This window comes from Lederbergia sp. B243.17 (assembly GCF_057657925.1).
In genome coordinates this window covers 56,800-78,800 of record NZ_JBWBKF010000071.1, presented here as the reverse complement: position 1 = coordinate 78,800, position 22,001 = coordinate 56,800, and the positions used below count along the sequence as shown (strand labels likewise).

The window sequence follows — 22,001 nt, the reverse complement described above, 5'->3', positions numbered from 1 at the left end:
TTTATGCAGAAAAGGAGGCAAAGGCATGGGCAATCGCCTTTCCTTTCATCAAAAGAATAAGGAGGCCGCCCATCCGAACAGCAATAACGGGAGATTATAGTGCAGGAATGTCGGTACACAGGAGTCCCAAATATGATTGTGCTGCCCATCTGTATTCAATCCGGCTGTCGGTCCAAGTGTCGAGTCAGAAGCTGGCGAGCCCGCATCCCCGAGAGCAGCTGCCGTGCCTACAATGCAGATGGTCGCCATTGGGCTGAAACCTAGCTCAAGAGCAAGCGGTACAAAAATGGTGGTAATGATTGGGATCGTCGAAAAGGACGAGCCGATGCCCATCGTAACGAGCAGCCCGATCAACAGCATTAGAAAAGAACCGAGTGCCCGGTTATCTCCGATCAGCTTGACCGATTCTTGCACGAGACTTTCCACCTGCCCTGTTTCATTCAGCACCTCGGAAAACCCGGAAGCGGAAATCATGACAAAACCAATAAAAGCCATCATTTGCATCCCTTCGGTCAGCAGGGAATCCGCCTCATTCCATCGGACGCTCCCGCTTGCATACAGGACGAGGATACCGGCAATGGCTCCGTATATCATGGAATCTGTCCATATTTGGATGGCCATTGTCGCGATGATGGCGATGATGGAAAAGAGCAGCCCTTTTTTCGTATACTCCATCCTTCTGCCGCTTTCTTCCGCTTGATCGATTTGCTTATACTTCCTCGGTTTACGGTATGAAACAAAAATTGCAAATATAAGGCCTGCAGCCATCCCTGCTACCGGAATGATCATTGCTTTGGAAATTTGACCGATTTGCACCGGAAGGCCGCTCTGGGTGATGTTGTCGGCGAGCAGCTGCTGAAACAACTGGCCGAAACCGACCGGCAGCAGAATGTATGGAGCCGTAAGGCCGAATGTCAGCACACACGCAATCAGGCGGCGGTCAATCTGCAGTTCATTCAAGATATAAAGGAGCGGTGGAACAAGCAATGGAATGAAGGCGATATGAATAGGGATGATATTTTGAGAGAAACAGGAAATAATCAGAATCACAATGATGATAAGTGCTTTGGACAGCTTTTTTCCTTTTGAATCACCTTGCTTTTCGACGGCTTTTAGCAGAATATCCACGATCCACTTCGGCAGTCCTGTTCGGGAAATGGCAACGGCAAATCCTCCCAGCAAGGCATAGCTTAAAGCGATTTTCGCCCCTCCACCGACACCATCGGCAAAGGTATCGACGGTCCCCTGCAGACCCAATCCCCCTGAAAGTCCCCCTGCAAGCGCTCCTGCTGCAAGAGCAAGAACGACGTTCACCCTCGTTAAGCTTAAAATCAGCATGACAATTACTGCAATAATTACCGCATTCATGGATGCTCCCTCTCTTTGCTTTAGCATGGTAAATTGGTAGAGTAATAAAGTATATTTTTCAGATTACACCCTTCCCTCCACACTGTCAAGGAAAGAAAAACATCACTTCACTTTGGGAGGCATTTTTAGGGCTTCCAAAGTGAAGTGATGCTATTTTGTTACTTGTATTCAGGCAGGCTTATCTCCTGCTTATTTATCGTTTTGCGGCTCGAATCTTTCGGCAAGAATGGCGAGCGTCCTTGACATTACACCTGTTGCACCGGCCGGGCCAAGGTCTGTCGCTTTATTAGTCGTTGCTGTACCGGCAATATCCAAATGCACCCATGGTGTTCCTTCGGCAAATTCACCGATAAATGCTCCGCCCATGATCGCATGGCCTTCCCTTCCCGGTGAATTGTTCAAATCGGCGATCTTGCTTCCGCGCACTCGTTCCTTGTCCTTTTCTGTATACGGAAGGCGCCAGATGAACTCGCCTGCCTCATAGGAAGCCTGAAGTACCTCTTCAAAAAGGGATTCATTATTCGTTAAAGCCCCGGTTTTATCGAGGCCGAGCGCCACGATGACACCTCCTGTCAATGTCGCCACATCAACAAGATAGTTTGCTCCATGCTGTTTCGCATAGGTGACGGCATCAGCCAGGACAAGACGGCCTTCGGCATCAGTGTTCAGTACTTCAATCGTCTTGCCGCTCATTGAAGTGATCACATCATCCGGCTTGAAAGCCCGGCTGCTCACCATATTGTCCGTTGAAGGAATGACTGCAACGATATTTTGTTCCGGTTGGAGCATGCCGACGGTTTCCATTGCGCCTAGCACTGCAGCGGCTCCCCCCATATCGGTCTTCATTCCGACAATTCCATCCTTCGGTTTTAATGAATAGCCCCCGGTATCAAATGTAACCCCTTTGCCGACAAAACCAAGGACATCCTTCCACTCATCGCGCCCCTGATATTTGAGTACGATCATCTTTGGCGGTTCGGCGGAACCTTGGTTGACCGCAAGGAAAGCCCCCATGCCGAGCCTTTCCATGTCGGCCTTCTCCAAAACTTCCAATTCAAAATTATATCGTTCTGCAAGTTTTGCCGCATGTTCAGCAAGATCAGTCGCCGTCATCATATTGCCAGGTGTGTTCACCAGTGTTCTGGCGGAATTCGTTCCAACTCCATAAGCCTCCCCGACCTCCAAGGCAGCTTGGATCTCCGTCTGGCCGCTTTTTGTGTAAACGGAAATACGTTCGATCTTTACATCGGGTTCGTTGGACTTTTGCCGATACCCAGAAAATTCATATGTAGCGAGCGTAAAAGCTTCACTGAATCCAGTAGCGCAGTCTTCTGCCGTGATTTTTTCCGTTTGGAAGGAATCTAATGCAGCAGAGAGCGACTCAATCCGCATTCCTGCTGTCTTTTTCGCAGCAGCGCCGAAAGCTTCACGTAACCGATCATAGGTCAGCTCCTTCTCCCTGCCCAGACCGACAAATAAGTATCTCTTGCTCTTTCCTTTGCCCAGGCCATGGATGACTGTGACCTCCTTCAGCTTTGCGGAAAGGTCACCGGACTTCACCAACTCAGTCAATTCTCCCCCGAATTGGCCGTCCAATTCTTCCAGCTCTCCAGAAAATTTATCCGGCTGGTCCTGCAGCCCGACAATCATGCACTCCTCCTGAACTGTATAAGGACTTTCATTTTTCACAAAAAACATTCCAAACACCTCCAACGCTTATTATACCGAAAATTCCAGAAGCACACACAATTCCAAGTCTGACAATGAAGTGATGCCTTCAACCGTTCCATCCCTTGCTGTTGGTCGTAAATAGATACCTTTGAGTACATGAGATGGTTCCGGCTAATACTTATGATAGTATATAAGATACAACTTCATCGAGCGGAAGAGAGGATGGTCCTGATGGCTTTTTTTCATAATTTCCCATTCTGGGCAGCACTAACGGCAATATTATTCGCTCAATTCGTCAAGGTGCCTTTGCACTTCATTTCAAAACGGAAAATTGACTGGTCCTTGCTCACCTCAACCGGCGGCATGCCGAGTTCGCATTCGGCAGCAGTCGCTGCATTATCGACAGCAATAGCGCTTGAAGACGGTCTAGGTTCCCATTTATTCGCCATCTCTGCTATTTTTGGAATGGTTGTCATGTTTGACGCGTCCGGTGTCCGTCGCCATGCAGGCGAGCAAGCGATTGTCCTTAACCGGCTTGCCGCGGATTTTGCCCTGATGCTTGAGGAAACAAAGGTCTGGCATAAAAAAGAAACATCAGAAAAGAAAGAAAGCCTGCAGAAATTGAAGGAGCTGCTCGGCCACAAGCCAATCGAAGTGTTTTTCGGAGCAGTAACCGGCATCGCGTTGGCCCTGGTCATCTACCTCTTCTTGTGACTGGGCATTCGAAAAAACCTGCAGACATCGTCTGCAGGTTCTGTTTATTCATTCTCCGATTTTAAATACGTTGTTCGAAATACTTGCATCGCTTCATCTTCGTTAAGCGCGACCAACTCTTCTTCAGACAGACGTCCCATGCCCATCTTCACCACATATACATCCACTTGCTGCTTGCCCCACTCGTTATATACATCGTCGACCGTCTCATAGTAAAGATCGATTTTATCTCCTTTTATGGCGGAGCCTGTATCAGCGACGACTCCGTAGCCATACTTCGGTATGAACAAAATTGTGCCGATCGGAAAAACCGATGGATCAGCTGCTATCGTCGAATACAAATCACGCTTTACTTTGACGCCTGAATATGTAATTCCATAAGTTGGGTGTCCGGGTAATTTCCCCGTTGATTCAATCCCTGCGGTATAGCCCGTAGCTGTCACCGATTTGACCGGATAGATGGACCAGTCCATTTCTTCTTCAAGGGAAGGGACCTTCCGGGCGGATGCCTGATAGGGTTTGTATGTAAAATTGCTTGCAGAACGATAGATGGACTTTAAAGATAAGCTTGCCTCTTTTTTCCTATGACCGATACTGCCTTCCGATGAAGGTGAACCCCCGTCGATGAGTATGTATTTAGAAATCGCTTTGGCATCCAAGCCTGTAGCCGCCTCTGCCGTCGCAATCAATGCCAGGAAAAATAAAACGGCAATAATGAATCGGTAACCCATTATTTTTGTCTTAACCATGTATACACTCCTCTCAAATTTAATGTTTTCCCAATTTGAGAAGAAATATTCATAATCGAATAAAATAGGACCGCTTGCATCGCGGTTCTTCCATACAAAAAAAGCAGTCTGCCGGTCAAAGTGGGCCGGCAGACTGCAGTTTTTAAAACATCTGATATCCTTTTTTCCTCAGCATCCTCATCGTAAAGCCCGCGACTATCGCTCCTGCCAGCCCGCTGGCCAGGATGGTGATATCGGCGGCAGCCAGTGATGTGACACTATCTGCTAAACTTTGAAATGAAGTTCTCGGCTTTTTAAAATAATCACTGAAATCCACATTATCTATGATCAATAACGCGATGACAGGGTACACGATCGCCATGATCCAAGTCATCCGAAGCAGCATATTCAGCAAAAATCCGATTCCGAAGAACAGTACAAAAAACAACAGCATTGATATGATCAAAACCGGTATGGTCATCGGCATTGATGGTTCCCCCTTGCTTACACACTATACTCAAGTGTACTGAATGATCACTTGAGCGTCAATTGAGTAAAACGAAGAATTCATGACAAATTATAAAAAAAGCTTATAGGCCGTATATCCAAATTGACTTCCGGGATCCAAACCGGCAATCAGCTTTTGGTAATTTTGCTCTTTGGCTCCGATTAATTCATGAATCAGCACTGACGTCTGCCTGTCCTCCATCAATCGTTCGGCATCCATCCATCGGGCATCAAGTAATTCTTCCTCCTGTACGACGATAGTCTCGCTCTCTGGCTTGCAAAGGAAGACCAGCATATTATCGCTTATGCTTTCATGGAGCACTCCTGTCCGCAGGCCGGCCATACCAATAATGGAACAGGCAATCCCCGTTTCTTCTCTTATTTCCCTTATAGCTGCATGATCCGCGGTTTCTCCAGGCTGGACAAAACCGGCTGGCAGCGACCATTTTCCAAGCAGGCCTCCGTACCTCTTTTTCACAACGAGCCATCTTCCTTGATCATCAATCACAATTCCCGCGACACCTAGCCAAACGTTCCCTCGCTCTCTGCTCAACCATTTTTCCCCCTTCCGCTACTCTCTCAAGCATAACAAAAAAGGCAGAATCAACGAGTGGATTCTGCCTTTTTTGTCTATTGTTTATTTCAGCAAGTTAAATTTGCCCTTTTTCAAAGTCAATGGAATACCGCCGATCATATACAATGCACGGTTATCGACCATTTTCTTCATAAAGGAAGCTTTAGTGCCTGTCACTTTTTTGCCGAATACAACGCCGATGGCATCGTCATCGCCCAAAGAGCAGACGGTACCTTTGTTGTCGAAAGCGAATGTATCGAGATGAGCATTGCCTTTGACAAGCTTTGTAATATTGCGGGCAACAAGTTCACCCTGCTGCATAGCAATCTGCGCTGTTGGAGGGTAAGGGCGGTTGATCTCTTCATTGATGATCAGCGAGCAGTCACCGATGATGAAGACATCTTCTTGTCCCGGAACCCGCAAGTTGGTGTCAACTTTTACGCGTCCGCGCATATTTTCAATGCCGGATTCTTCGATGATTGGATTACCCCGCACGCCAGCTGCCCAAACAACTGTCGCCGCTTTGATTTCTTCCGTTTCATCTTCGCCTTTGCCGACGATGATACCCTCAGGTGTTGCCTCTTTGATCGCTGTTCCGATCATGAATTCAATGCCTTTTCTCTCCAAGTTCGCCATTGCATACTGGACAAGTTCCGGATCGAAACCAGGAAGTGCAGACGGAGCTGCCTCTACGCAAACAACGCGGACCATTTTCTGGTCGATGTCATATTCACGGCATAATTCCGGAATTCTGTTTCCAAGTTCACCAAGGAACTCGATTCCTGTGAAACCGGCACCGCCGACTACGATCGTCAGGCGCTCAGGGTTTGTCTGCCCTTCAGCCCGGTAAGTCGCGAATTGGTATTCGATGTGTTCCCGGATTTGGCGCGCAGCATCTACGTTCACGATAGAGAATGCATATTTGTCGAGACCTTTGATGCCGAATGTTTCCGGAGCGGCACCAAGAGAGACGACGAGATAATCGTAAGAAATCTCACCATTGTCCAAAACAACCTTTTTGCCCTGCATATCGATCTTCTCTGCAGTTGCCTGAATGAATTGAACCTTGCTGGAATCAATTACATTTTTTACATCGTAACGGACACGATCGGCAGGCAATGTACCTGCAGAAGCCTCATGAAGCCAGGTTGTTTCATAATGGTAGTCATTTTTATTCACAAGGATAATGTCGGCTTCACTGTTACCAAGCTGCTTTTGGAGCCGGGTCACTGTCATTAAACCGCCGTATCCGGCGCCTAATACTACAATCTTTGGCCTATTCAAGATCATCACTTCCACCTTTGCATAGTATTGTGTAGGACATACGGAGGAAATGCAGGGCATCATGCTTTATGTGATGCATTTCACGTATATCGATAGATTGACGGAAAAACGTCATAAATCTTTAACATTTTGTCTCAAGTACATCATATTCCCTTTATCTTCGTTTTTCAAGCAATTTCTCACCCGAAATTAAACATAGGAAAATTCAGATAGGATATAGAGGAAAAATGATGAATTACCCTGCTCTCAGAAGATTAGACAAGGCAGGAAAAGCAAGGATATGCTATGATAAAAAAGATGAATTTATACCTAATGGAGGGGTTTGATTTGAAGGAAGATCTGAAAGTTTATGATATGACCATTATTGGAGGAGGCCCAACAGGCTTATTCACCGCCTTTTACGGTGGTATGCGCAACGCAAGCGTAAAAATTATTGAAAGCCTTCCTCAGCTGGGCGGCCAGCTCGCAACCCTCTATCCTGAAAAATATATATACGATGTCGCCGGTTTCCCGAAGGTGAAAGCCAATGACCTTGTACATAATTTGAAAGAACAGCTGAAAATGTTCTCTCCGACTGTATGTCTCGGCCAGGCTGTCGATAAATTGGAACGGCTGGAGGACGGCAGCTTCAAGTTGTCGACTGACCAGGAGGTCCATTACACAAAATCGATTATCATCACAGCGGGAATCGGAGCCTTCCAGCCAAGGAGACTTGAGCATGAAGCAGCCGCACAATACGAAGGGAAAAACTTACATTACTTCGTAGATGATATGGAGTCCTTTGCCGGCAAAAAAGTTGTAATCCTTGGCGGCGGAGACTCTGCTGTCGACTGGGCACTAATGCTGGAACCAATTGCTGAAAAAGTGACGCTCGTCCACCGCCGCGACAAGTTCCGCGCTCATGAAAGCAGTGTCGTTCAATTGCGGGAATCAAGCGTCGACATCAAAACTCCTTTTACAGCAGCAGACATCACTTGTGATGAAGAAGCGATCCGTGAATTGATTATCGAAGAAGTTAAAGGCGATACAAAACATGCCCTTGAACTCGATTCACTCATCGTCAACTACGGCTTCGTCTCCTCCCTCGGCCCGATCAAGGAATGGGGATTGGAAATCGAGAAAAACTCGATCGTCGTCAACAGCAAAATGGAAACAAACATCCCAGGCATCTATGCCGCAGGTGACATCACAACCTATGAGGGCAAAGTAAAACTCATCGCCACCGGCTTCGGCGAAGCCCCAACAGCCGTCAGCAACGCCAAAGCCTACATCGACCCTAAAGCAAGACTACAACCAATGCATAGCACGTCGATGTTTGAGTAAAGAAAAGCGGAGGGCGCTTGCCCAGGGGCGACAAGCACAAGACGAGAAGGAAAAAAGGCGCTTTCCAGCCTTTCTTCCTTCTTGGCTTGTGACCTCGAGCCCCTAGCCCCCGGAGCTAGACAACGAAAAGCGGAGGATGCCGTTTAGCGACGTACAGATTGGAAGGATTCTGACGAGATAAAGGAAACACGGCGACGTAGGAGCCGATGTTGACTTATCGTAGGAAGAATCCTGAAATCTGCTAGTCGCTGGCAGCCGGACCTGGACAAGCGAAAAGCGGAGGCGCCTGCTTATCGGCGACAAGCGCTGGAGGAAAAGAGCGGGTGGGTGTATCCCCGCTTTGCTTGTCTTTTAACTCCAAATCCCTCAAAAAAAGCGATTGAGGATGCTGAATCAGCATCCCAATCGCTTTTTCCATGATAACCGTTTAGCACTTCTCCGGACTTCCGACCTTATCCTTCGTACGGAAGGATGAGCCGCAGCCGCAAGAAACAAGCGCGTTCGGATTGTTTATCGTAAACCCGCCGCCCATGAGCGACTGCTTATAATCGATGACCGTCCCAGTAACGATCGGCGCAGTTTCATCGTCGATGACAATACCGATCCCCTGCTGTTCAAAATACGTATCCTTATCTTGTCTTTCTGGATCCAGGCTCATGCCGTAGGACAAGCCGCTGCAGCCGCCGCCATTAATGGAGAAACGAAAGAAGACCTCTTCCTCGCCGCTCTGCTTAATCATGTCCTTGATCTGCAAGGCTGCCGCTTCCGTCAACGTAATGATTTCACTCATCTTCTGCACCCCCCTATTTCAGCTTATGCTACATCTATATCTTAGTATATACCCTTTTCGCCCAACCGCTCAACCCGAACGTTCAGAACATAGGATTGTCTTCTATATATTGATAAATGGCTTGTACTAATCCTTCAGGCGTTTCACCTGTCACGACCTCACCATTGACGAGCGCATATAAAGTCTCTCCGCATAATTCACAATGATCCAGGCAGCCATATTCGATAATATCGAGATCGGGATCATTCTCCAGTATTTCCAAAGCCTCATACCCGCCGCTGCCAAGATTGCTGATGCAGAACTCAATAATCGGATTCATCCCATCACCTCATTAACAACCATAATCCTACTCGCTTATCCGCATATAGTCAACGATCGCGTTTATTCGTGAAAACGCTGGTTGTATATAATATGGAAATCAGCTATACTTTTACGTGGAATATAGATAATGTGTTATCCTATGTAATTATTTTTACTATCATTCAAGTAGACGGCAAAAGGAGATAGTTGCATGAAAAAATTAGTTCTGCTGGGTGGCGGATATGGCAATATGCGCGTACTAGGCGAATTATTGCCTCAGCACTTGCCTGACGATGTGTCGATCACGCTGATTGACCGCGTTCCATACCACTCATTAAAAACAGAGTACTATGCTCTAGCCGCAGGAACGGTCTCGGATCAGGAAGTCCGGGTGTCCTTCCCTGACTTTGAAAGGCTTGAGAAAGTATATGGAGAGGCTTCAAAGATTGACCTTGAGGGAAAAGCGGTCCAGCTGGAAGACGGCCGTTCGATATCCTATGATTATCTGATTGTCGGTCTCGGCTGCGAAGACAAATATCATAATGTACCCGGCGCAGATGTGTATACGCATTCAATTCAAACCATTGGCAAGGCGCGTGATACGTACCAGACATTGAACAATCTCGCTGCCAACTCGGTCGTCAGTATCGTAGGCGGCGGGCTAAGCGGAATTGAACTGGCAAGCGAATTACGGGAAAGCCGACCGGATCTTATCGTAAAGCTTTTTGACCGTGGAAAGACGGTCCTGCCGACATTTCCGGAAAGAGTAAGCCGTTATGTACAAAACTGGTTTTCCACAAATGGCGTGGATGTCGTGAACGAAGCGAATATTACGAAGGTTGAAGAAGGCATCCTCTATAATCATGATGAGCCGGTACCAACTGACGTCATCGTATGGACGGCTGGCATTCAGCCAAGCCGCATTGTGAGAGAAATGGCTGTTGAGAAGGACAAACAGGGCCGTGTCGTACTGACAAAGTATCATAACTTGCCAGATGATGAGAATGTCTATGTAGTTGGAGACTGTGCCAGCCTTCCTTACGCGCCAAGTGCACAACTGGCGGAGGGACAGGCAGAACAAATTGTCCAGGTGATGAGAAAACGCTGGGAAGGCCAAGAACTGCCTGAAGAATTGCCGACGATCAAATTGAAAGGCGTACTTGGTTCATTAGGCAAAAAACAAGGGTTCGGATCGATGAACGAATTCGGCATTACAGGCCGCATTGCCAGAATATTAAAATCTGGTGTTCTGTGGATGTATAAATACCATAAAGGCTGAGCCTGCAATTAATCCATTCAACCAAGGGTCAGGGGCTATGGCCCAAATTTCCACCCGTACATTTCAAATATGTACGGGTTTTTGGTTGCTTTTTCCGACTTGAAAACGAATCAAATATGTTGTGAACATCCATTAAATCCAAAGGCCCTATAGGAAACCCAAGCTGCCCCTCTGTCCCAAAAAGGTCGGCAGCCCGGATATCGGGGCCTTTTTTTTGCTATTCAACCTGCTCTGTAGCCATAGCTCTCCAATTCCGCATAAATATCCTTCAGTTTTGGATTTCCCTCTCCAACGACTTTCCCGCCAATTGTAACAACAGGATAAAAAAGGTCTTCCTCAATCACCTTGGCTGCAAAATCCTTCACTGCCGCCTCTCCCTCCGGATTAAAAATATCGACATAGCGGATGGAAAAGGGCTGCTCCGGATACTTTCTTGAGATGGCTGCTTCCAGCCACTCATAGGTATCCTTCGATGATGGCAGATTTACGCAGCTTGCACAAATGACCTCGGCTCCATATACGAAAATTTCTGCTTCTTTCATTGATTTCTCCCCCCTTGGCAAAAATGAGTAAGCCCGTTTTTCGGCGTCCTTCTGTTAAACGGTCTTATGGGATAGATTTTTTCTCTTATACTGATTATAATGGTTATAAGGAAAGGAGTCGATAACAATGTCTGAACAGACAACAACAGAACAGGTGCAAGAAGTTCTCGATAAATTGCGTCCGTTCCTGCTTCGTGACGGCGGTGACTGTGAGCTTGTCGATGTAGATGAAGGGATTGTCAGGCTGCGTCTTCTCGGTGCATGCGGGACTTGCCCAAGCTCCACCATTACACTGAAAGCTGGAATCGAAAGGGCCTTGGTCGAAGAGGTTCCTGGCATTGTAGAGGTAGAACAGGTCTTTTAATAATGAAGCGATCCGTGCCATGCCGGATCGCTTTTTCTTTTGCGCTCCCCAGAATCAGGCAGCATCCGTTGAGAAGACAAAATGGCTATTTGAGAATGAAACTGCCCATCGCCTCTCTGTAAGAAGCTTAAAAGAGGACAGCAACAGTTAAAAAATCCCCCTGCCATCCCCTTTATGCTTCCCATTTCAAGCACATCTTCCGCTTTTCTTAGTTACAGCCATTCCGGAATCGGGTACGGATAGCCGCCCGTTTTTGCCAGTCCGTAAAAATTGCTAAGAAACCCCTCATACTCACGCGCATCCCTCAGCATCGCCTGAAGTCTCTCCTCCAGCCTCTTTTTCCTTTCATAAGAAGGAGTTCTGAAGTATTCTTCCACCGTCTCGAAATAATGGAGCGGGAACAAGAGCCTGGCATAGACAAGCCGCATAAAGAAGGGGGACAGGGGCATGACCGACTGATATCCCCCGATGAATGAATCCATCTCCCTCTGCAGCGTCCGGCTATTTTGGAAGTAGCGAGCTCTTACCCACTCTGCTGCATCTCTTGCTGGATGATCAAACACCCAGGTGAATGGATTGCGGATACCCGTCTCCCACTCCGCTTCATCAAACCGTTCATGGCAGATCGTTCCTCTGTCCATCATTCCCGGTTCCTCATCAAGTTCCGTATCCGCTACATATTGAATGGCATTTTCGGCAAGACCCATGTAATAAGGAAAAGAGTCGATGAACACCTCGTGAAACGGTTCAGACGGCCTTTCCTGTACCATACCTCCCCAAACCTTCTCCATCTGATCAACCCGTTTGCCCCAAAGCGCCCTCCACTGCCCAATTCTGTTCACTGTCTTTATCGGTGTTTCCAATGCCTGCCCCCGCAAGTGGAATCTTGCCAAACTCCGTCCCGTATTCCGTTTCCGTGTCGAAGGACGATGCTCATTTTTCAATACCACAAAATTTTCATCCTTTTCGCGGATGAGAAAGGAACCATCCGTTGCCTGAACAAAAACAGCTGTTTTCCGGTCTCCAAACTTTGCCATGTGCTCAGACATCTCATATAATTCAATTAACGCTTCCTGTTCCATCTTGGCTGTAGGAACAATAGTATAAAGTGTATCTTGAAAAAGATAGCGCTCTTGCCGGCCAATTAAGAGTACCTTCTCCGGCTTGATTCCAAAAAAACGCTCGAGAATGTTATGTGCCATCATTCATCCCTCTTTTAAAAAATCATCAGCGGCCGCAAACCCGCTATCTCTATGTATATGAGGATGAACTGGTTTTTTTCCCAAAACATGAAAGGATGAGAATTATGGACAACAATCAAAGAGAAATTACAGTATTGGAAGAAACAGCACGGCGCATGCTTGTTGAGCGCGGCGTGGAGATTGAAGATATCGCCGAACTGGTCATGTACTTACAGAAAAAGTACCATCCTGACTTGAAAATAGAGGATTGTATTTATAATATTGATCGCGTCTTGAAAAAAAGAGAAGTGCAAAACGCAATTTTGACGGGAATCCAGCTCGATGTGCTCGCTGAAAAAGGGCAGCTGGCCGAACCGCTCCAATCGATTATCAACAGCGATGAAAGCCTGTATGGCGTCGATGAAATTCTCGCTTTTTCCATCGTCAATGTATATGGCTCGATTGGATTCACCAATTACGGATACATTGATAAGCAAAAGCCTGGAATTCTCGAAAGATTGAATGACCATTCCACCGGGGAATGCCATACATTCCTCGATGATATTGTTGGGGCGATTGCAGCGGCAGCTTCAAGCCGGCTTGCCCACAGTGCCCGAGGCGTTGAATAATAGCATGAAGAAAGGGCTGATCCGACCGGATCAGCCCTTTTCAATCATATTTTCCAATCTGCCAATGAATCGACTGCATGAGTCGGTTGCTGAGTCTGCTTCAGAAGCTGTTCTTTCGATGTGACGCCAGTGTTAACCCATAAGGTATCCATTCCGTAGCGGATACCGGCCAATATATCCGTATCATAATTATCCCCGACCATAATCGTCTCCTCTTTGGCCGTCCCAAGCGCCTGGAGGGCTTGGTCCATAATAATCGTATGCGGCTTGCCAATGAAGATCGGTTCTGTCTGTGTGGAAACGGAAATGACCGAAGTTAAAGCCCCATTCCCCGGCATCAGCCCTCTTTCAGTCGGCAAGGCGATGTCTCCATTCGTCGAAATGAAGATGGCTCCATCTCTTACGGCAAGACATGCGATGGCAAGTTTTTCATAATTGATGTCCCGATCAATGCCAATAATGACTGCATCCGGTTTTTCATCCGTAAGCAGAAACCCTCTCTCAGTAAGAGCGGCACGGATTCCTTCCTCCCCTATCGCAAATACCTTCGCTTCCGGCTTTCTCTCATACAAATAATTGGCTGTTGCCATCGAAGTGGTGAACACCTCATGTTCGTGGGCATCGATATCGAATTGCCGTAAATGTTCTGCGACCTGCGCAGGGGTTTTTGAGGAGTTATTCGTTACATAAAGGTACGGAAGACCCTCTCTTCGGAGCGAAGCCACAAAATCCGCAGCCTCCTCAATTTTTTCTGAACCTCTGTACATTGTTCCGTCCAAATCGATCAAATAACCGCGATACTTTTTCAATCAAAATCACTCCCAGACTGCCGCTTATTATTTTCTGAATGCTGATACAGGGCCGAGCTGCGTATTCAAATACTCCCGGACAGCCGGAGCAAAACGGCCGATCGGCTCCCGATTTTCAGAAAATACATGTTGAATTTTTTGGTGATCTACCTTTGTATATTGCTGTACGAGCATTTTTCGGCAATTGATTACTGTTTTCAAGACCTCTTTCTGCTCATCATCAATCACTTTCTCATCCCAGAGAATATCGACAATGTCCTCATAGCTGCCAGGGTCGCGCATGATAAAGCCGTCAATCATGGCATTCCCCGCATCAAGGATCGATTCGATTACCGTTTGGGCAAACCGCTCCAATGCTGCCTTTTCATTCGGGGTCTCCCATTGTGATTGTTCATGCAGGTGCTCGAGCTGAACTTCCATAAAGTCGAGGGTTTCTTCAATTTTTTCTCTATCTACAAAATACATTTCGTCAACCTCCATTCCTCCTGCCTTTATTCCTGAATGAACTTGTCCGAAAAGGGAATCATACTGCCAAAAGGAGGCAGCAGAAATGGACAGTCACAATAAGAAAAAGGACAAAGAAGAAATAAAATATACAGATGTTTCGAATGTTGAAACGCAGCGCAACTTCATCATACCTGAGGATTACCCTGAAGGTCCGTATGGTGCTCCACGCGGGGAGCATTCGAAGGTGGAGAATAAATCCACTCCCTGGCGTGAAGGGCAGCGTCCCTACAGTAATTTTAATTATGAAAACAAATCTCTGCATCAGGGTGATCCCCGAAACTTTCCCGGTGCCCATCCGACACACGATGATCCGAACCAGAATACGGAACCTCCGTACGAAGACGTATAGCGAAAACTTGGGACCAGCTGGAACAAAGCGAGTCCCGTTTACTTTTCCACCTTTTTGACTACAAAGTAGGAGCAGCCGAAATTGCAATACTCGTATAGGTATTCCTTAATGGTCGCAATTTTTGTGTCATAGGACGCCTTTTGATTCCGGTCAGAGAAAAAACCTTTCAAACGAAGCTGTCCATATCCCCAATCGCCCAATATATAATCATACTTTGTCAATATCTCACTGTATCTTGCCTGGAAAGCTTCCTCATTATATCCATCGCGAAATTCTTCAACTAATTCATATCGCTGATTTTGAACAACGATCATACGATCCCACCCGCTTTTTTTTACTGTTACTTGAATTATAGCTCATTCTCCACTAATTACTAAGTAAAATCTTTTCCTTTCTGTGCACCCTACGTAATTGAGGGGGTGTTTCTCCAATGAAAAAACATTGGATGGCAATGACAATGGCAACAGCCGTCATGCTCGGCGGATGCGGCGGAGATAAATTCGATGATGACCGGGGTGTATACAGAAAGAGCGGCAACTCGTTAAACGTTGCGGATAAGAACGATATGTACAATCCGAATCAGGCCCATGACGGGGAACAATTCGGTTTTGTTCGACAGGTGAAAAGTCCGACGGACACTGGCTCCAATGCCGAGCCTGTTAAATGGATGAACCGTGAAACGGCAGCAAATAATATTAGCAAGATGGCCGTACAGCTCCCGAACGTCACGGATTGCAGCGTCGTAGTTACAGATCAGGAAGTCTTGATCGCCTATACAGTGGATAACGATGACGAAAAAGCAAGGTTTGAAACGGCCGATCAAGTGAAGAGAACAGCAATGTCCGCCATCCCTCGCTGGTACCATGTTTATTTGACGGATGATCCGGCTCTTCGCCAAAATGTCGAAAACATCGGTTCGATGAATACGACCTTTACGACAAAGGACGAATCTGTCAAGAGCGTCGTGAACCTCATGCTTAACCGTTCCCCGCAAGGCAGGGATATGAGTATAGGCGAAAATGCCAATGGAGAAGGACGCGGAGAATTAAATAAACATCTGGACCGATCCAACTATCGCCAACAGTGGGAAGCAAATCAGTGAAAAGGATCATACGGACTGTCTTGTTCGGACAGTCCCTCTTTTCCCTTCTATCACATCATCGATAAAAGAGGTGCGACAACATGCATTATTTTTGGGCGGTTGCCTTGGCCCTCCTTCTGCTGATTCATCCTTTGACAGTAACTGCAAAGGAAAAAACAAAAAACACGGATATGTATACAGAAAGAATGGACTTATATAAAAAGACAGAGGCCGCTACACAGGTGCCTTGGTATTATTTGGCGGCCGTAGACCAATATGAACGCAGCATCCGCTATGTGAGGAAAGACCTTCCGAAGCCCGGCCCGCTCACAGGTTTCTACATTCGGCCTGAAGAATGGACTGGACTGCTCAATCCTTACCGCGAAGATCAGGACATACTATCCATCACTTTTTTTGGGGGTGATGGTCTGGACGGTGATGGAGATGGTAAAGCCGATGCAGAAAACCCCGAAGATCTGCTTTTTACACTTGCAGACCGGATTGCCTCATACGGAGTTGACGACACACGTTTCCGCCAGGCGCTATGGAATATGTACAAACGAGATAAAACGGTCAGTGCCATTTCCGGTAATGCGCTCATCTACCGCACCATGGGACGGATTGACCTGGAGGAAAAAGCATTTCCGCTTCCCCGTAAGTCCATATACAGTTACAGGAGTACATGGGGGGACAGACGCGGATGGGGAGGAAGAAGGATTCATGAAGGAACAGACCTTTTTGCAGGGTATGGGGTGCCAGTCCGCGCTGTTGCATACGGAGTCGTCGAGCTGAAAGGATGGAACAAATATGGCGGGTGGCGGGTGGGCATCCGGGACCTGAACAATACGTACCATTACTACGCTCATCTAAATGGTTTTGCGAAAGAACTTTCCATCGGTGATGTCGTCAAGCCCGGCCAAGTGATAGGTAGTGTAGGGAGCTCAGGTTACGGCCCTCCAGGCACTTCAGGGAAATTCCCTCCCCATCTTCATTTCGGAATGTACAAAGATGACGGTCGGAAAGAGTGGGCTTTCGATCCATATCCCCATCTCCGTGTATGGGAACGGAATTCAAAATAAGGAAGCTTCGGTATCTGAACCGAAGCTTCCTGTTTTCTATGCTTTTTTTCTCGCTTTCGAAATGGCGAGCGCCACACTGGCCCCTAAACCGCCCCAGATAATGACGACTCCAAGAATCATCATTGTGATTGCACTTCCACTCATCACGATACCTCCTTCTTTTGCTCATAAGAAGCGGCACTGAGCGCTTTGGGCTGCCATGGTTTGATTGTGAGCAGAACGCCCGCTATCATGGCGGCAATTGCTACAGTCCATCCAAACGTAAAGAGGAATTCACGCGGATAATCTCCTCCGCCGTATTCTCCGATCAGGTTCTGGCGCAAATTGTCGAACATCATATAACCGAGCACAAGCGGCGTTACAATTGACAAACAGAACCTCCACCAAGCACCAAGGCGGATATCCGAAACGGAATCGGCATGTGCCTGAAGTGATTTCAGCTCCCTTGCAAACCAAGCAACGAAGATAACTTCGAACAGGCCAGCCATCGCTACACCGAATTGATTGATGAAATAGTCAGCAACATCAAGAAGATTCAGTCCGTTTTGTGTGGCAAAAGCTAGAGATACGATCGCTGTCAGACCGCCGCCGATCGCAACCGCCTTACTGCGTGAGATATTCCACTTTTCTTGGATGCCCGCAACATATGTCTCTGTGATAGAGATCAGCGACGTCAGGCCCGCCAATGTCAGTGAGACAAAGAAGAGGATACCGAACGCCTGCTGAAATGCCGGAAGCTCGTTAATAATGGTTGGGAAAACGGAAAACGCTAGCAATACCCCGCCCTTTACAACCTCATTAACAGGCACCCCCTGCTGCGCTGCCATAAAGCCGAGTGCAGCAAATACTCCAAATCCCGCCAGAAGCTCAAACGATGAGTTGGCGAAACCAGTAATGAACGCACTGTTTGTGATGTCTGATTTCTTCGGCAAGTAGCTGGAATAAGTAATCATAATCGCAAATCCGATCGACAAGCTGAAGAAAATCTGTCCATACGCTGCAACCCAGACTTTTCCGTTCATGATGGTGCCCCAGTCTGGCTTGAAGAACTGGTTCAGTCCTTCAATTGCCCCGTCAAGAGTCATCGCCCTGACGACGATGATCATAAAGAGGACAACAAGAAGCGGTATCATGATTTTCGTCGCGGCTTCAATCCCTTTCCGGACCCCGGCAAAAAGGATGCCAAGTACGAGTGCCCAGACAATGAGGAGCGGTATCAGTACACCTGGTACGAAGCTGCCCATTGTAGACGGATCGCTTACCTTCAGATAATCTCCGATTAGGAAAGATGTTGTATCATCGCCCCATTTTAAATTAAAAGAAAAATAAGTGTAAGATAGCGCCCATGCGATGATCACTGAATAATAAGTGGCAATGACAAACGAGATGCAGATCTGCCACCAGCCGATCCATTCTCCGCCTTTTCTGAGTCTCGCCAATGATAAAGGAGCAGATCCCCTATATTTGTGCCCTATCGTAAATTCAAGGATCAGCAGCGGAATTCCCGCGGTCAGGAGGGCAAATAAGTAAGGCAGGAAAAAGGCCCCTCCTCCATTATCATAGGCCACAGCGGGAAAACGCCAAATATTCCCCAGGCCGATTGCAGAGCCTACAGCCGCGAAAATGAAACCGGCTCTAGATCCAAACTGCGCTCGCTTCTCCATACATTTCCTCCAGTCCCCCATATAAATGGGTAAGGTTATTATTCTGATAATTTCATTAAATCTAAAATCAGTATACAGAGTCTAGCCTATAATGTCAAAATGAATTTTCAGGAAACTCATCGGTCATATCTATCATCACTTTCTACTCAAATTATCCTCTAACAATAAAAGCCTCTGAGCGCAGTTTGCGTCTCAGAGGCTTGCTCTTTTGTTGAGGCTTATCCTATGCCTTTTCGGCTGGTGCCTTGCTTGTGAATTCCGGCTTGAATCCCCGTCCTTTATGGGCAACGGCCGTAAAGAGGATCAATAGAATGATGACGGTGATCAATCCGAATATCGCGTTATCTGTCAGCCCGATTACAAGATACCCGACCGCAGACATGCCAGCCGCCAATAAGGCGTAAGGCAGCTGAGTCGTCACGTGGTCAATATGGTTCGAGCCTGCACCTGTAGAAGAAAGAATGGTCGTATCGGAAATCGGGGAGCAGTGGTCGCCGAACACTGCCCCGGCAAGCACAGCAGCCATAGCTGGAAGCAGAAGGTTGATATCCGCCACTGCCATAATCTGCCCGGCAATCGGCAACAGGATGCCGAATGAGCCCCACGAAGTTCCTGTAGAGAATGCAATAATCCCTGCCCCGATAAACAGAAACGGCAGCAGCATGGAAGCACTAAGATTTGAATTCTCAACAAGGCTTGCCAGATAGGCTCCTGTCCCCAACTCTTCGACCATCCCGCTGAGAAGCCAAGCAAAGAGTAAAATCATAATTGCCGGCATCATCGATTTAATACCGAGCATTAGCCCAAGGAACAATTGCCCGATCGTTACTGAACGATGCTTTGCCCTCTGTTTTAAGAACAAGCCAATCGTAACGACGATTCCAATGATTCCTCCATATATTAAAGCTTCAGATACATCCGCATTCCCGAATATCTCCATCATTGACTTGCTTCCGGAAGTCTCTCTCCAACCGCTCAATAATATGCCGCCGAGCGTACCGGCAAATAAAGCAACAAGGGGCCATACAAGATCACCGATAGTTCCTTTATCGCTGATTGGCACATCTTCCTTCACTTCACCCGGTATTTCTTTCTCGGCATCATACGTCTTGCCTGTTTCGATTGCCCGCTCTTCATGTTTTCTCATTGCACCGAAATCAACTTTTGTCAGGGCAAAAATGAATACGAGAGCGAGTGAAGCCCATACGTAAAGATTCATTGGAATCATTTTTATAAACGCAGTGAATGCTGAAATATTCGTCACTTGGTGAGCAGCAAGTACAGACCCCACCAGCCCGATAATATAGGCTCCCCAGCTCGAAATAGGGGCAATTACACAAATAGGCGCAGAGGTCGAGTCTATTATGTAGGCTAGCTTTGCCCTCGAAACTTTATAACGGTCGGTAACCGGTCTTGACACCTGGCCGACAGCAAGCGCATTAAAATAATCATCGATAAAAATAACAATCCCCATTATCGCAGCGAGCACTTGGGCGCCCGCGCGGCCTTTTACTTTCGTCATTGCCCACTCACCGAACGCACGGCTTCCTCCGGCGATATTCGTCAAGGTGGTCACCATCCCAAGTATCAGCAAAAATGTAATGATATATATATTCCAATTATTCAAACTTCCATCTTCAATAAAAAGTCCCTTGATTGCTTCCCAGATTTTGCCGGCAGTTGCACCAAGCTGTCCTTTCTCTATCATGAATGCAGATGCGACAATCCCTGTCCCAAGAGACAGCAATACCCGCCTCGTCAAAACTGCCATCAGGATGGCAAGCAGCGGCGGCACCAATGTTAAGAAAGAATTCTCCATATGTTCCTCCTGGTTTTTTGGAAAAGCCCAATCGGTCCGGATTAGCCGGAAGCTCAATTGATACCCACCATTTTTGCGTCTCATTCCGGCGATGATCTACAGCTGGCGCCGAATTAAAAAACATGCTTGGCGCCACTTCCGTTGACCCGCTGAAATGGAATGCCTGTATGGTGTATGTACCCCTTCCAAGGAATTTAAAAACCTTCCGGAGGAGCGCGGCTATGGAGAACCCGGCAACTGGATGGACGGAGGGACCGGGCCTCCCCCATTGTAAAATTGGGGAACCTTTCCGGGGAGGTAATTGATGGCGACCGGTACGGTTTCTTTGACTGTCGTTGTAGAAGTTGAAAAAGGGATAATAATTTGCACCATCACCTCTACCTCAATTGAAACGACAACAAAAACATTATTGATTCCATAAGATTGCACATCCGTTTTCACATCGGTCTGAACATCACCCACAGCAGTAAATTTAATTGGAATCCGTGGACCGAGATTTCCGAGCAGCGCATTTTTCGTTGCCTGTCCAAGAGGCACCGAATAGACGATTCCGTCCCCTAAAATGGATTTTTCTTCATCAAATTCAACACCCGCTTCTGATTCAAGCGCCTGCAGATTCCCTTTCTCAACCACTTTCAAATTATGCTGGACCGCATTTGCAAGCTCTGCACGGACAGTGTTTATCGTCTCGATATTAAAATTTGTGGTTGTCCCCCCCGCTCCATCAGGTACGGTCTTCATGATCTCTTCCGGGTTCTTCAACCCGGGGAGGACTTCACTGATCGCCCTGTTGATGACAAGCGGAGCAATTTTCCTTGTTTGTGATTCCGCATATCCGACAAGTGTCGGCTTAATCCCTTTATTGACAATCCAGAGACCAGCAGCTGTTGAGAAAATAAAAAAGACGAGCGTCAGCAGCAAAACATAACGGAATGGGAGCGGACCTTTACGGATTTTTTTCATGCGAAAGGCTGCCAATGAAATATCCCCCTTTCCATGCAATCATATGCACAAAAAGGAGGATATAGGGCAAGTATTTATCTTCACAGCCCCCTCTCAGGAGCTATGTCATTTTAAGCAGTGCTTCCCGTCCGGCCATTCCTGCCCGAATGCCCAATTCCTCGGCAGCGATGGTGACCGATTCCAGCGGCGCATTCAGTAATTGCTCGATCGTTTTGACACCGACCGCTCTGCCGGCAACAATGCCGCGGTCTTTCAACTTTTCATTCAACAGTCCTACATCAAGCGCCCCGCACATAATGTAGCCTTGATCATTGGAGATTGTCAGCAAGGTGGTTTTCGGAAGGAATACGGTGACGGCGAGAAATGTATGCCCTCCCAGAATGATCGGCTCAATGGAAACCATCTCCTCACTCCCTTCACATTATATGTATGAAGAAAGCGAGCAAGCGTTCAAGCCATAGGGTGCCTATTTATCG

At 47.2% G+C, this 22,001-nt stretch carries 25 protein-coding genes and 1 pseudogene; 8 read left to right on the top strand and 18 right to left on the bottom strand.

The window, feature by feature from the left end; all coding sequences use genetic code 11:
- Window positions 1–48: 48 nt before the first annotated feature.
- Both AC0TWI_RS13140 and AC0TWI_RS13135 read right to left on the bottom strand, forming a co-directional pair.
- Window positions 49–1,368, bottom strand: a complete 1,320-nt coding sequence (locus tag AC0TWI_RS13140; protein ID WP_488126790.1) for a Na+/H+ antiporter family protein — start codon at window positions 1,366–1,368, stop codon at window positions 49–51.
- A gap of 189 nt (window positions 1,369–1,557) precedes the next feature.
- Window positions 1,558–3,066, bottom strand: a complete 1,509-nt coding sequence (locus tag AC0TWI_RS13135) for a leucyl aminopeptidase (protein WP_488126789.1) — start codon at window positions 3,064–3,066, stop codon at window positions 1,558–1,560.
- Between the two features lie 204 nt (window positions 3,067–3,270).
- On the opposite strand from AC0TWI_RS13135, the gene AC0TWI_RS13130 reads away from it, so the two are divergent.
- Window positions 3,271–3,753, top strand: coding sequence for a divergent PAP2 family protein (locus tag AC0TWI_RS13130; RefSeq protein WP_488126788.1), 483 nt, complete (start codon window positions 3,271–3,273; stop codon window positions 3,751–3,753).
- Between the two features lie 44 nt (window positions 3,754–3,797).
- On the opposite strand, the gene AC0TWI_RS13125 is transcribed toward AC0TWI_RS13130, so the two are convergent.
- From AC0TWI_RS13125 to AC0TWI_RS13110, 4 genes are all read right to left on the bottom strand, one after another.
- Window positions 3,798–4,502, bottom strand: a complete 705-nt coding sequence (locus AC0TWI_RS13125) for a 3D domain-containing protein (RefSeq protein ID WP_488126787.1) — start codon at window positions 4,500–4,502, stop codon at window positions 3,798–3,800.
- A 142-nt stretch (window positions 4,503–4,644) separates the two neighbouring features.
- The gene (locus tag AC0TWI_RS13120) at window positions 4,645–4,968 is read right to left on the bottom strand and encodes a YuiB family protein (protein ID WP_488126786.1); all 324 of its coding nucleotides are present in this window, start codon (window positions 4,966–4,968) and stop codon (window positions 4,645–4,647) included.
- Between the two features lie 90 nt (window positions 4,969–5,058).
- Window positions 5,059–5,541 carry an NUDIX domain-containing protein gene (locus AC0TWI_RS13115; protein ID WP_488126785.1) on the bottom strand — a complete coding sequence of 161 codons (483 nt, stop codon included), beginning with the start codon at window positions 5,539–5,541 and terminating at the stop codon, window positions 5,059–5,061.
- Between the two features lie 84 nt (window positions 5,542–5,625).
- A complete protein-coding gene (locus AC0TWI_RS13110; protein ID WP_488126784.1) occupies window positions 5,626–6,846 on the bottom strand; it encodes an NAD(P)/FAD-dependent oxidoreductase in 1,221 nt (406 codons plus the stop codon).
- Between the two features lie 327 nt (window positions 6,847–7,173).
- On the opposite strand from AC0TWI_RS13110, the gene AC0TWI_RS13105 reads away from it, so the two are divergent.
- Entirely contained in the window at window positions 7,174–8,169 is a 996-nt protein-coding gene (locus AC0TWI_RS13105) for an NAD(P)/FAD-dependent oxidoreductase (protein ID WP_488126783.1), read from the top strand.
- A gap of 427 nt (window positions 8,170–8,596) precedes the next feature.
- Here the strand turns inward: AC0TWI_RS13105 and AC0TWI_RS13100 are convergent, their stop codons facing one another.
- Window positions 8,597–8,959: a HesB/IscA family protein gene (locus AC0TWI_RS13100; protein ID WP_488126782.1), complete on the bottom strand. Its 363-nt coding sequence runs from the start codon at window positions 8,957–8,959 to the stop codon at window positions 8,597–8,599.
- Between the two features lie 82 nt (window positions 8,960–9,041).
- Window positions 9,042–9,278 (bottom strand): YuzB family protein, encoded by a 237-nt coding sequence (locus tag AC0TWI_RS13095; protein WP_488126781.1) that lies wholly within the window; start codon window positions 9,276–9,278, stop codon window positions 9,042–9,044.
- Between the two features lie 192 nt (window positions 9,279–9,470).
- On the opposite strand from AC0TWI_RS13095, the gene AC0TWI_RS13090 reads away from it, so the two are divergent.
- Window positions 9,471–10,538 carry an NAD(P)/FAD-dependent oxidoreductase gene (locus AC0TWI_RS13090; RefSeq protein ID WP_488126780.1) on the top strand — a complete coding sequence of 356 codons (1,068 nt, stop codon included), beginning with the start codon at window positions 9,471–9,473 and terminating at the stop codon, window positions 10,536–10,538.
- Between the two features lie 221 nt (window positions 10,539–10,759).
- Here the strand turns inward: AC0TWI_RS13090 and AC0TWI_RS13085 are convergent, their stop codons facing one another.
- Window positions 10,760–11,080 (bottom strand): YuzD family protein, encoded by a 321-nt coding sequence (locus AC0TWI_RS13085; protein WP_488126779.1) that lies wholly within the window; start codon window positions 11,078–11,080, stop codon window positions 10,760–10,762.
- Window positions 11,081–11,103: 23 nt separating this feature from the next.
- Between AC0TWI_RS13085 and AC0TWI_RS13080 the strand changes: the two are divergent.
- A pseudogene (locus AC0TWI_RS13080) lies at window positions 11,104–11,444 on the top strand (NifU family protein).
- A 212-nt stretch (window positions 11,445–11,656) separates the two neighbouring features.
- On the opposite strand, the gene yutH reads toward AC0TWI_RS13080, so the two are convergent.
- A complete protein-coding gene (yutH, locus tag AC0TWI_RS13075; RefSeq protein WP_488126778.1) occupies window positions 11,657–12,646 on the bottom strand; it encodes a spore coat putative kinase YutH in 990 nt (329 codons plus the stop codon).
- Window positions 12,647–12,750: 104 nt separating this feature from the next.
- On the opposite strand from yutH, the gene AC0TWI_RS13070 reads away from it, so the two are divergent.
- Window positions 12,751–13,254 carry a phosphatidylglycerophosphatase A family protein gene (locus AC0TWI_RS13070; protein ID WP_488126777.1) on the top strand — a complete coding sequence of 168 codons (504 nt, stop codon included), beginning with the start codon at window positions 12,751–12,753 and terminating at the stop codon, window positions 13,252–13,254.
- Window positions 13,255–13,298: 44 nt separating this feature from the next.
- Here AC0TWI_RS13070 and AC0TWI_RS13065 read toward each other — a convergent pair whose 3' ends face one another.
- Entirely contained in the window at window positions 13,299–14,063 is a 765-nt protein-coding gene (locus AC0TWI_RS13065) for a TIGR01457 family HAD-type hydrolase (protein WP_488126776.1), read from the bottom strand.
- 27 nt (window positions 14,064–14,090) lie between these two features.
- Window positions 14,091–14,528, bottom strand: coding sequence for a DUF86 domain-containing protein (locus tag AC0TWI_RS13060; RefSeq protein ID WP_488126775.1), 438 nt, complete (start codon window positions 14,526–14,528; stop codon window positions 14,091–14,093).
- An 85-nt stretch (window positions 14,529–14,613) separates the two neighbouring features.
- On the opposite strand from AC0TWI_RS13060, the gene AC0TWI_RS13055 reads away from it, so the two are divergent.
- Complete coding sequence (locus AC0TWI_RS13055; protein WP_488126774.1) at window positions 14,614–14,919, top strand: cytosolic protein; 306 nt, start codon at window positions 14,614–14,616, stop codon at window positions 14,917–14,919.
- Window positions 14,920–14,957: 38 nt separating this feature from the next.
- On the opposite strand, the gene AC0TWI_RS13050 is transcribed toward AC0TWI_RS13055, so the two are convergent.
- The gene (locus AC0TWI_RS13050; RefSeq protein ID WP_488126773.1) at window positions 14,958–15,233 is read right to left on the bottom strand and encodes a YutD family protein; all 276 of its coding nucleotides are present in this window, start codon (window positions 15,231–15,233) and stop codon (window positions 14,958–14,960) included.
- A gap of 116 nt (window positions 15,234–15,349) precedes the next feature.
- Here AC0TWI_RS13050 and AC0TWI_RS13045 point away from each other — a divergent pair, with 116 nt between their 5' ends.
- Complete coding sequence (locus AC0TWI_RS13045) at window positions 15,350–16,021, top strand: YhcN/YlaJ family sporulation lipoprotein (RefSeq protein WP_488126772.1); 672 nt, start codon at window positions 15,350–15,352, stop codon at window positions 16,019–16,021.
- An 80-nt stretch (window positions 16,022–16,101) separates the two neighbouring features.
- Entirely contained in the window at window positions 16,102–17,079 is a 978-nt protein-coding gene (locus AC0TWI_RS13040; RefSeq protein ID WP_488126771.1) for a M23 family metallopeptidase, read from the top strand.
- 36 nt (window positions 17,080–17,115) lie between these two features.
- Here AC0TWI_RS13040 and AC0TWI_RS13035 read toward each other — a convergent pair whose 3' ends face one another.
- The 5 genes from AC0TWI_RS13035 to AC0TWI_RS13015 all read right to left on the bottom strand — a co-directional run bounded on the left by AC0TWI_RS13035 (window position 17,116) and on the right by AC0TWI_RS13015 (window position 21,928).
- A complete protein-coding gene (locus tag AC0TWI_RS13035; protein ID WP_488126770.1) occupies window positions 17,116–17,223 on the bottom strand; it encodes a methionine/alanine import family NSS transporter small subunit in 108 nt (35 codons plus the stop codon).
- Window positions 17,223–18,743: a sodium-dependent transporter gene (locus tag AC0TWI_RS13030; RefSeq protein WP_488126769.1), complete on the bottom strand. Its 1,521-nt coding sequence runs from the start codon at window positions 18,741–18,743 to the stop codon at window positions 17,223–17,225. Before AC0TWI_RS13030 ends, AC0TWI_RS13035 begins: the two co-directional genes overlap by 1 nt.
- Window positions 18,744–18,966: 223 nt before the next feature.
- The gene (locus AC0TWI_RS13025) at window positions 18,967–20,562 is read right to left on the bottom strand and encodes a Na+/H+ antiporter NhaC family protein (RefSeq protein WP_488126768.1); all 1,596 of its coding nucleotides are present in this window, start codon (window positions 20,560–20,562) and stop codon (window positions 18,967–18,969) included.
- Between the two features lie 219 nt (window positions 20,563–20,781).
- Entirely contained in the window at window positions 20,782–21,540 is a 759-nt protein-coding gene (gene yunB / locus AC0TWI_RS13020; RefSeq protein WP_488126767.1) for a sporulation protein YunB, read from the bottom strand.
- An 85-nt stretch (window positions 21,541–21,625) separates the two neighbouring features.
- The gene (locus tag AC0TWI_RS13015; RefSeq protein ID WP_488126766.1) at window positions 21,626–21,928 is read right to left on the bottom strand and encodes a YunC family protein; all 303 of its coding nucleotides are present in this window, start codon (window positions 21,926–21,928) and stop codon (window positions 21,626–21,628) included.
- Window positions 21,929–22,001: the final 73 nt, after the last annotated feature.

Excerpts from the sequence above, each read along its gene's own strand:
- AC0TWI_RS13035 (WP_488126770.1), bottom strand. The coding sequence starts at position 17,223 with ATGAGTGGAAGTGCAATCACAATGATGATTCTTGGAGTCGTCATTATC.
- AC0TWI_RS13095 (WP_488126781.1), bottom strand. The coding sequence starts at position 9,278 with ATGAATCCGATTATTGAGTTCTGCATCAGCAATCTTGGCAGCGGCGGG.
- AC0TWI_RS13090 (WP_488126780.1), top strand. The coding sequence starts at position 9,471 with ATGAAAAAATTAGTTCTGCTGGGTGGCGGATATGGCAATATGCGCGTA.
- AC0TWI_RS13140 (WP_488126790.1), bottom strand. The coding sequence starts at position 1,368 with ATGAATGCGGTAATTATTGCAGTAATTGTCATGCTGATTTTAAGCTTA.
- AC0TWI_RS13015 (WP_488126766.1), bottom strand. The coding sequence starts at position 21,928 with ATGGTTTCCATTGAGCCGATCATTCTGGGAGGGCATACATTTCTCGCC.
- AC0TWI_RS13085 (WP_488126779.1), bottom strand. The coding sequence starts at position 11,080 with ATGAAAGAAGCAGAAATTTTCGTATATGGAGCCGAGGTCATTTGTGCA.
- AC0TWI_RS13045 (WP_488126772.1), top strand. The coding sequence starts at position 15,350 with ATGAAAAAACATTGGATGGCAATGACAATGGCAACAGCCGTCATGCTC.
- AC0TWI_RS13070 (WP_488126777.1), top strand. The coding sequence starts at position 12,751 with ATGGACAACAATCAAAGAGAAATTACAGTATTGGAAGAAACAGCACGG.
- AC0TWI_RS13100 (WP_488126782.1), bottom strand. The coding sequence starts at position 8,959 with ATGAGTGAAATCATTACGTTGACGGAAGCGGCAGCCTTGCAGATCAAG.
- AC0TWI_RS13130 (WP_488126788.1), top strand. The coding sequence starts at position 3,271 with ATGGCTTTTTTTCATAATTTCCCATTCTGGGCAGCACTAACGGCAATA.
- AC0TWI_RS13040 (WP_488126771.1), top strand. The coding sequence starts at position 16,102 with ATGCATTATTTTTGGGCGGTTGCCTTGGCCCTCCTTCTGCTGATTCAT.
- AC0TWI_RS13055 (WP_488126774.1), top strand. The coding sequence starts at position 14,614 with ATGGACAGTCACAATAAGAAAAAGGACAAAGAAGAAATAAAATATACA.
- AC0TWI_RS13120 (WP_488126786.1), bottom strand. The coding sequence starts at position 4,968 with ATGCCGATGACCATACCGGTTTTGATCATATCAATGCTGTTGTTTTTT.
- AC0TWI_RS13135 (WP_488126789.1), bottom strand. The coding sequence starts at position 3,066 with ATGTTTTTTGTGAAAAATGAAAGTCCTTATACAGTTCAGGAGGAGTGC.
- AC0TWI_RS13025 (WP_488126768.1), bottom strand. The coding sequence starts at position 20,562 with ATGGAGAATTCTTTCTTAACATTGGTGCCGCCGCTGCTTGCCATCCTG.
- yutH (WP_488126778.1), bottom strand. The coding sequence starts at position 12,646 with ATGGCACATAACATTCTCGAGCGTTTTTTTGGAATCAAGCCGGAGAAG.
- AC0TWI_RS13030 (WP_488126769.1), bottom strand. The coding sequence starts at position 18,743 with ATGGAGAAGCGAGCGCAGTTTGGATCTAGAGCCGGTTTCATTTTCGCG.
- AC0TWI_RS13125 (WP_488126787.1), bottom strand. The coding sequence starts at position 4,502 with ATGGTTAAGACAAAAATAATGGGTTACCGATTCATTATTGCCGTTTTA.
- AC0TWI_RS13050 (WP_488126773.1), bottom strand. The coding sequence starts at position 15,233 with ATGATCGTTGTTCAAAATCAGCGATATGAATTAGTTGAAGAATTTCGC.
- AC0TWI_RS13060 (WP_488126775.1), bottom strand. The coding sequence starts at position 14,528 with ATGTATTTTGTAGATAGAGAAAAAATTGAAGAAACCCTCGACTTTATG.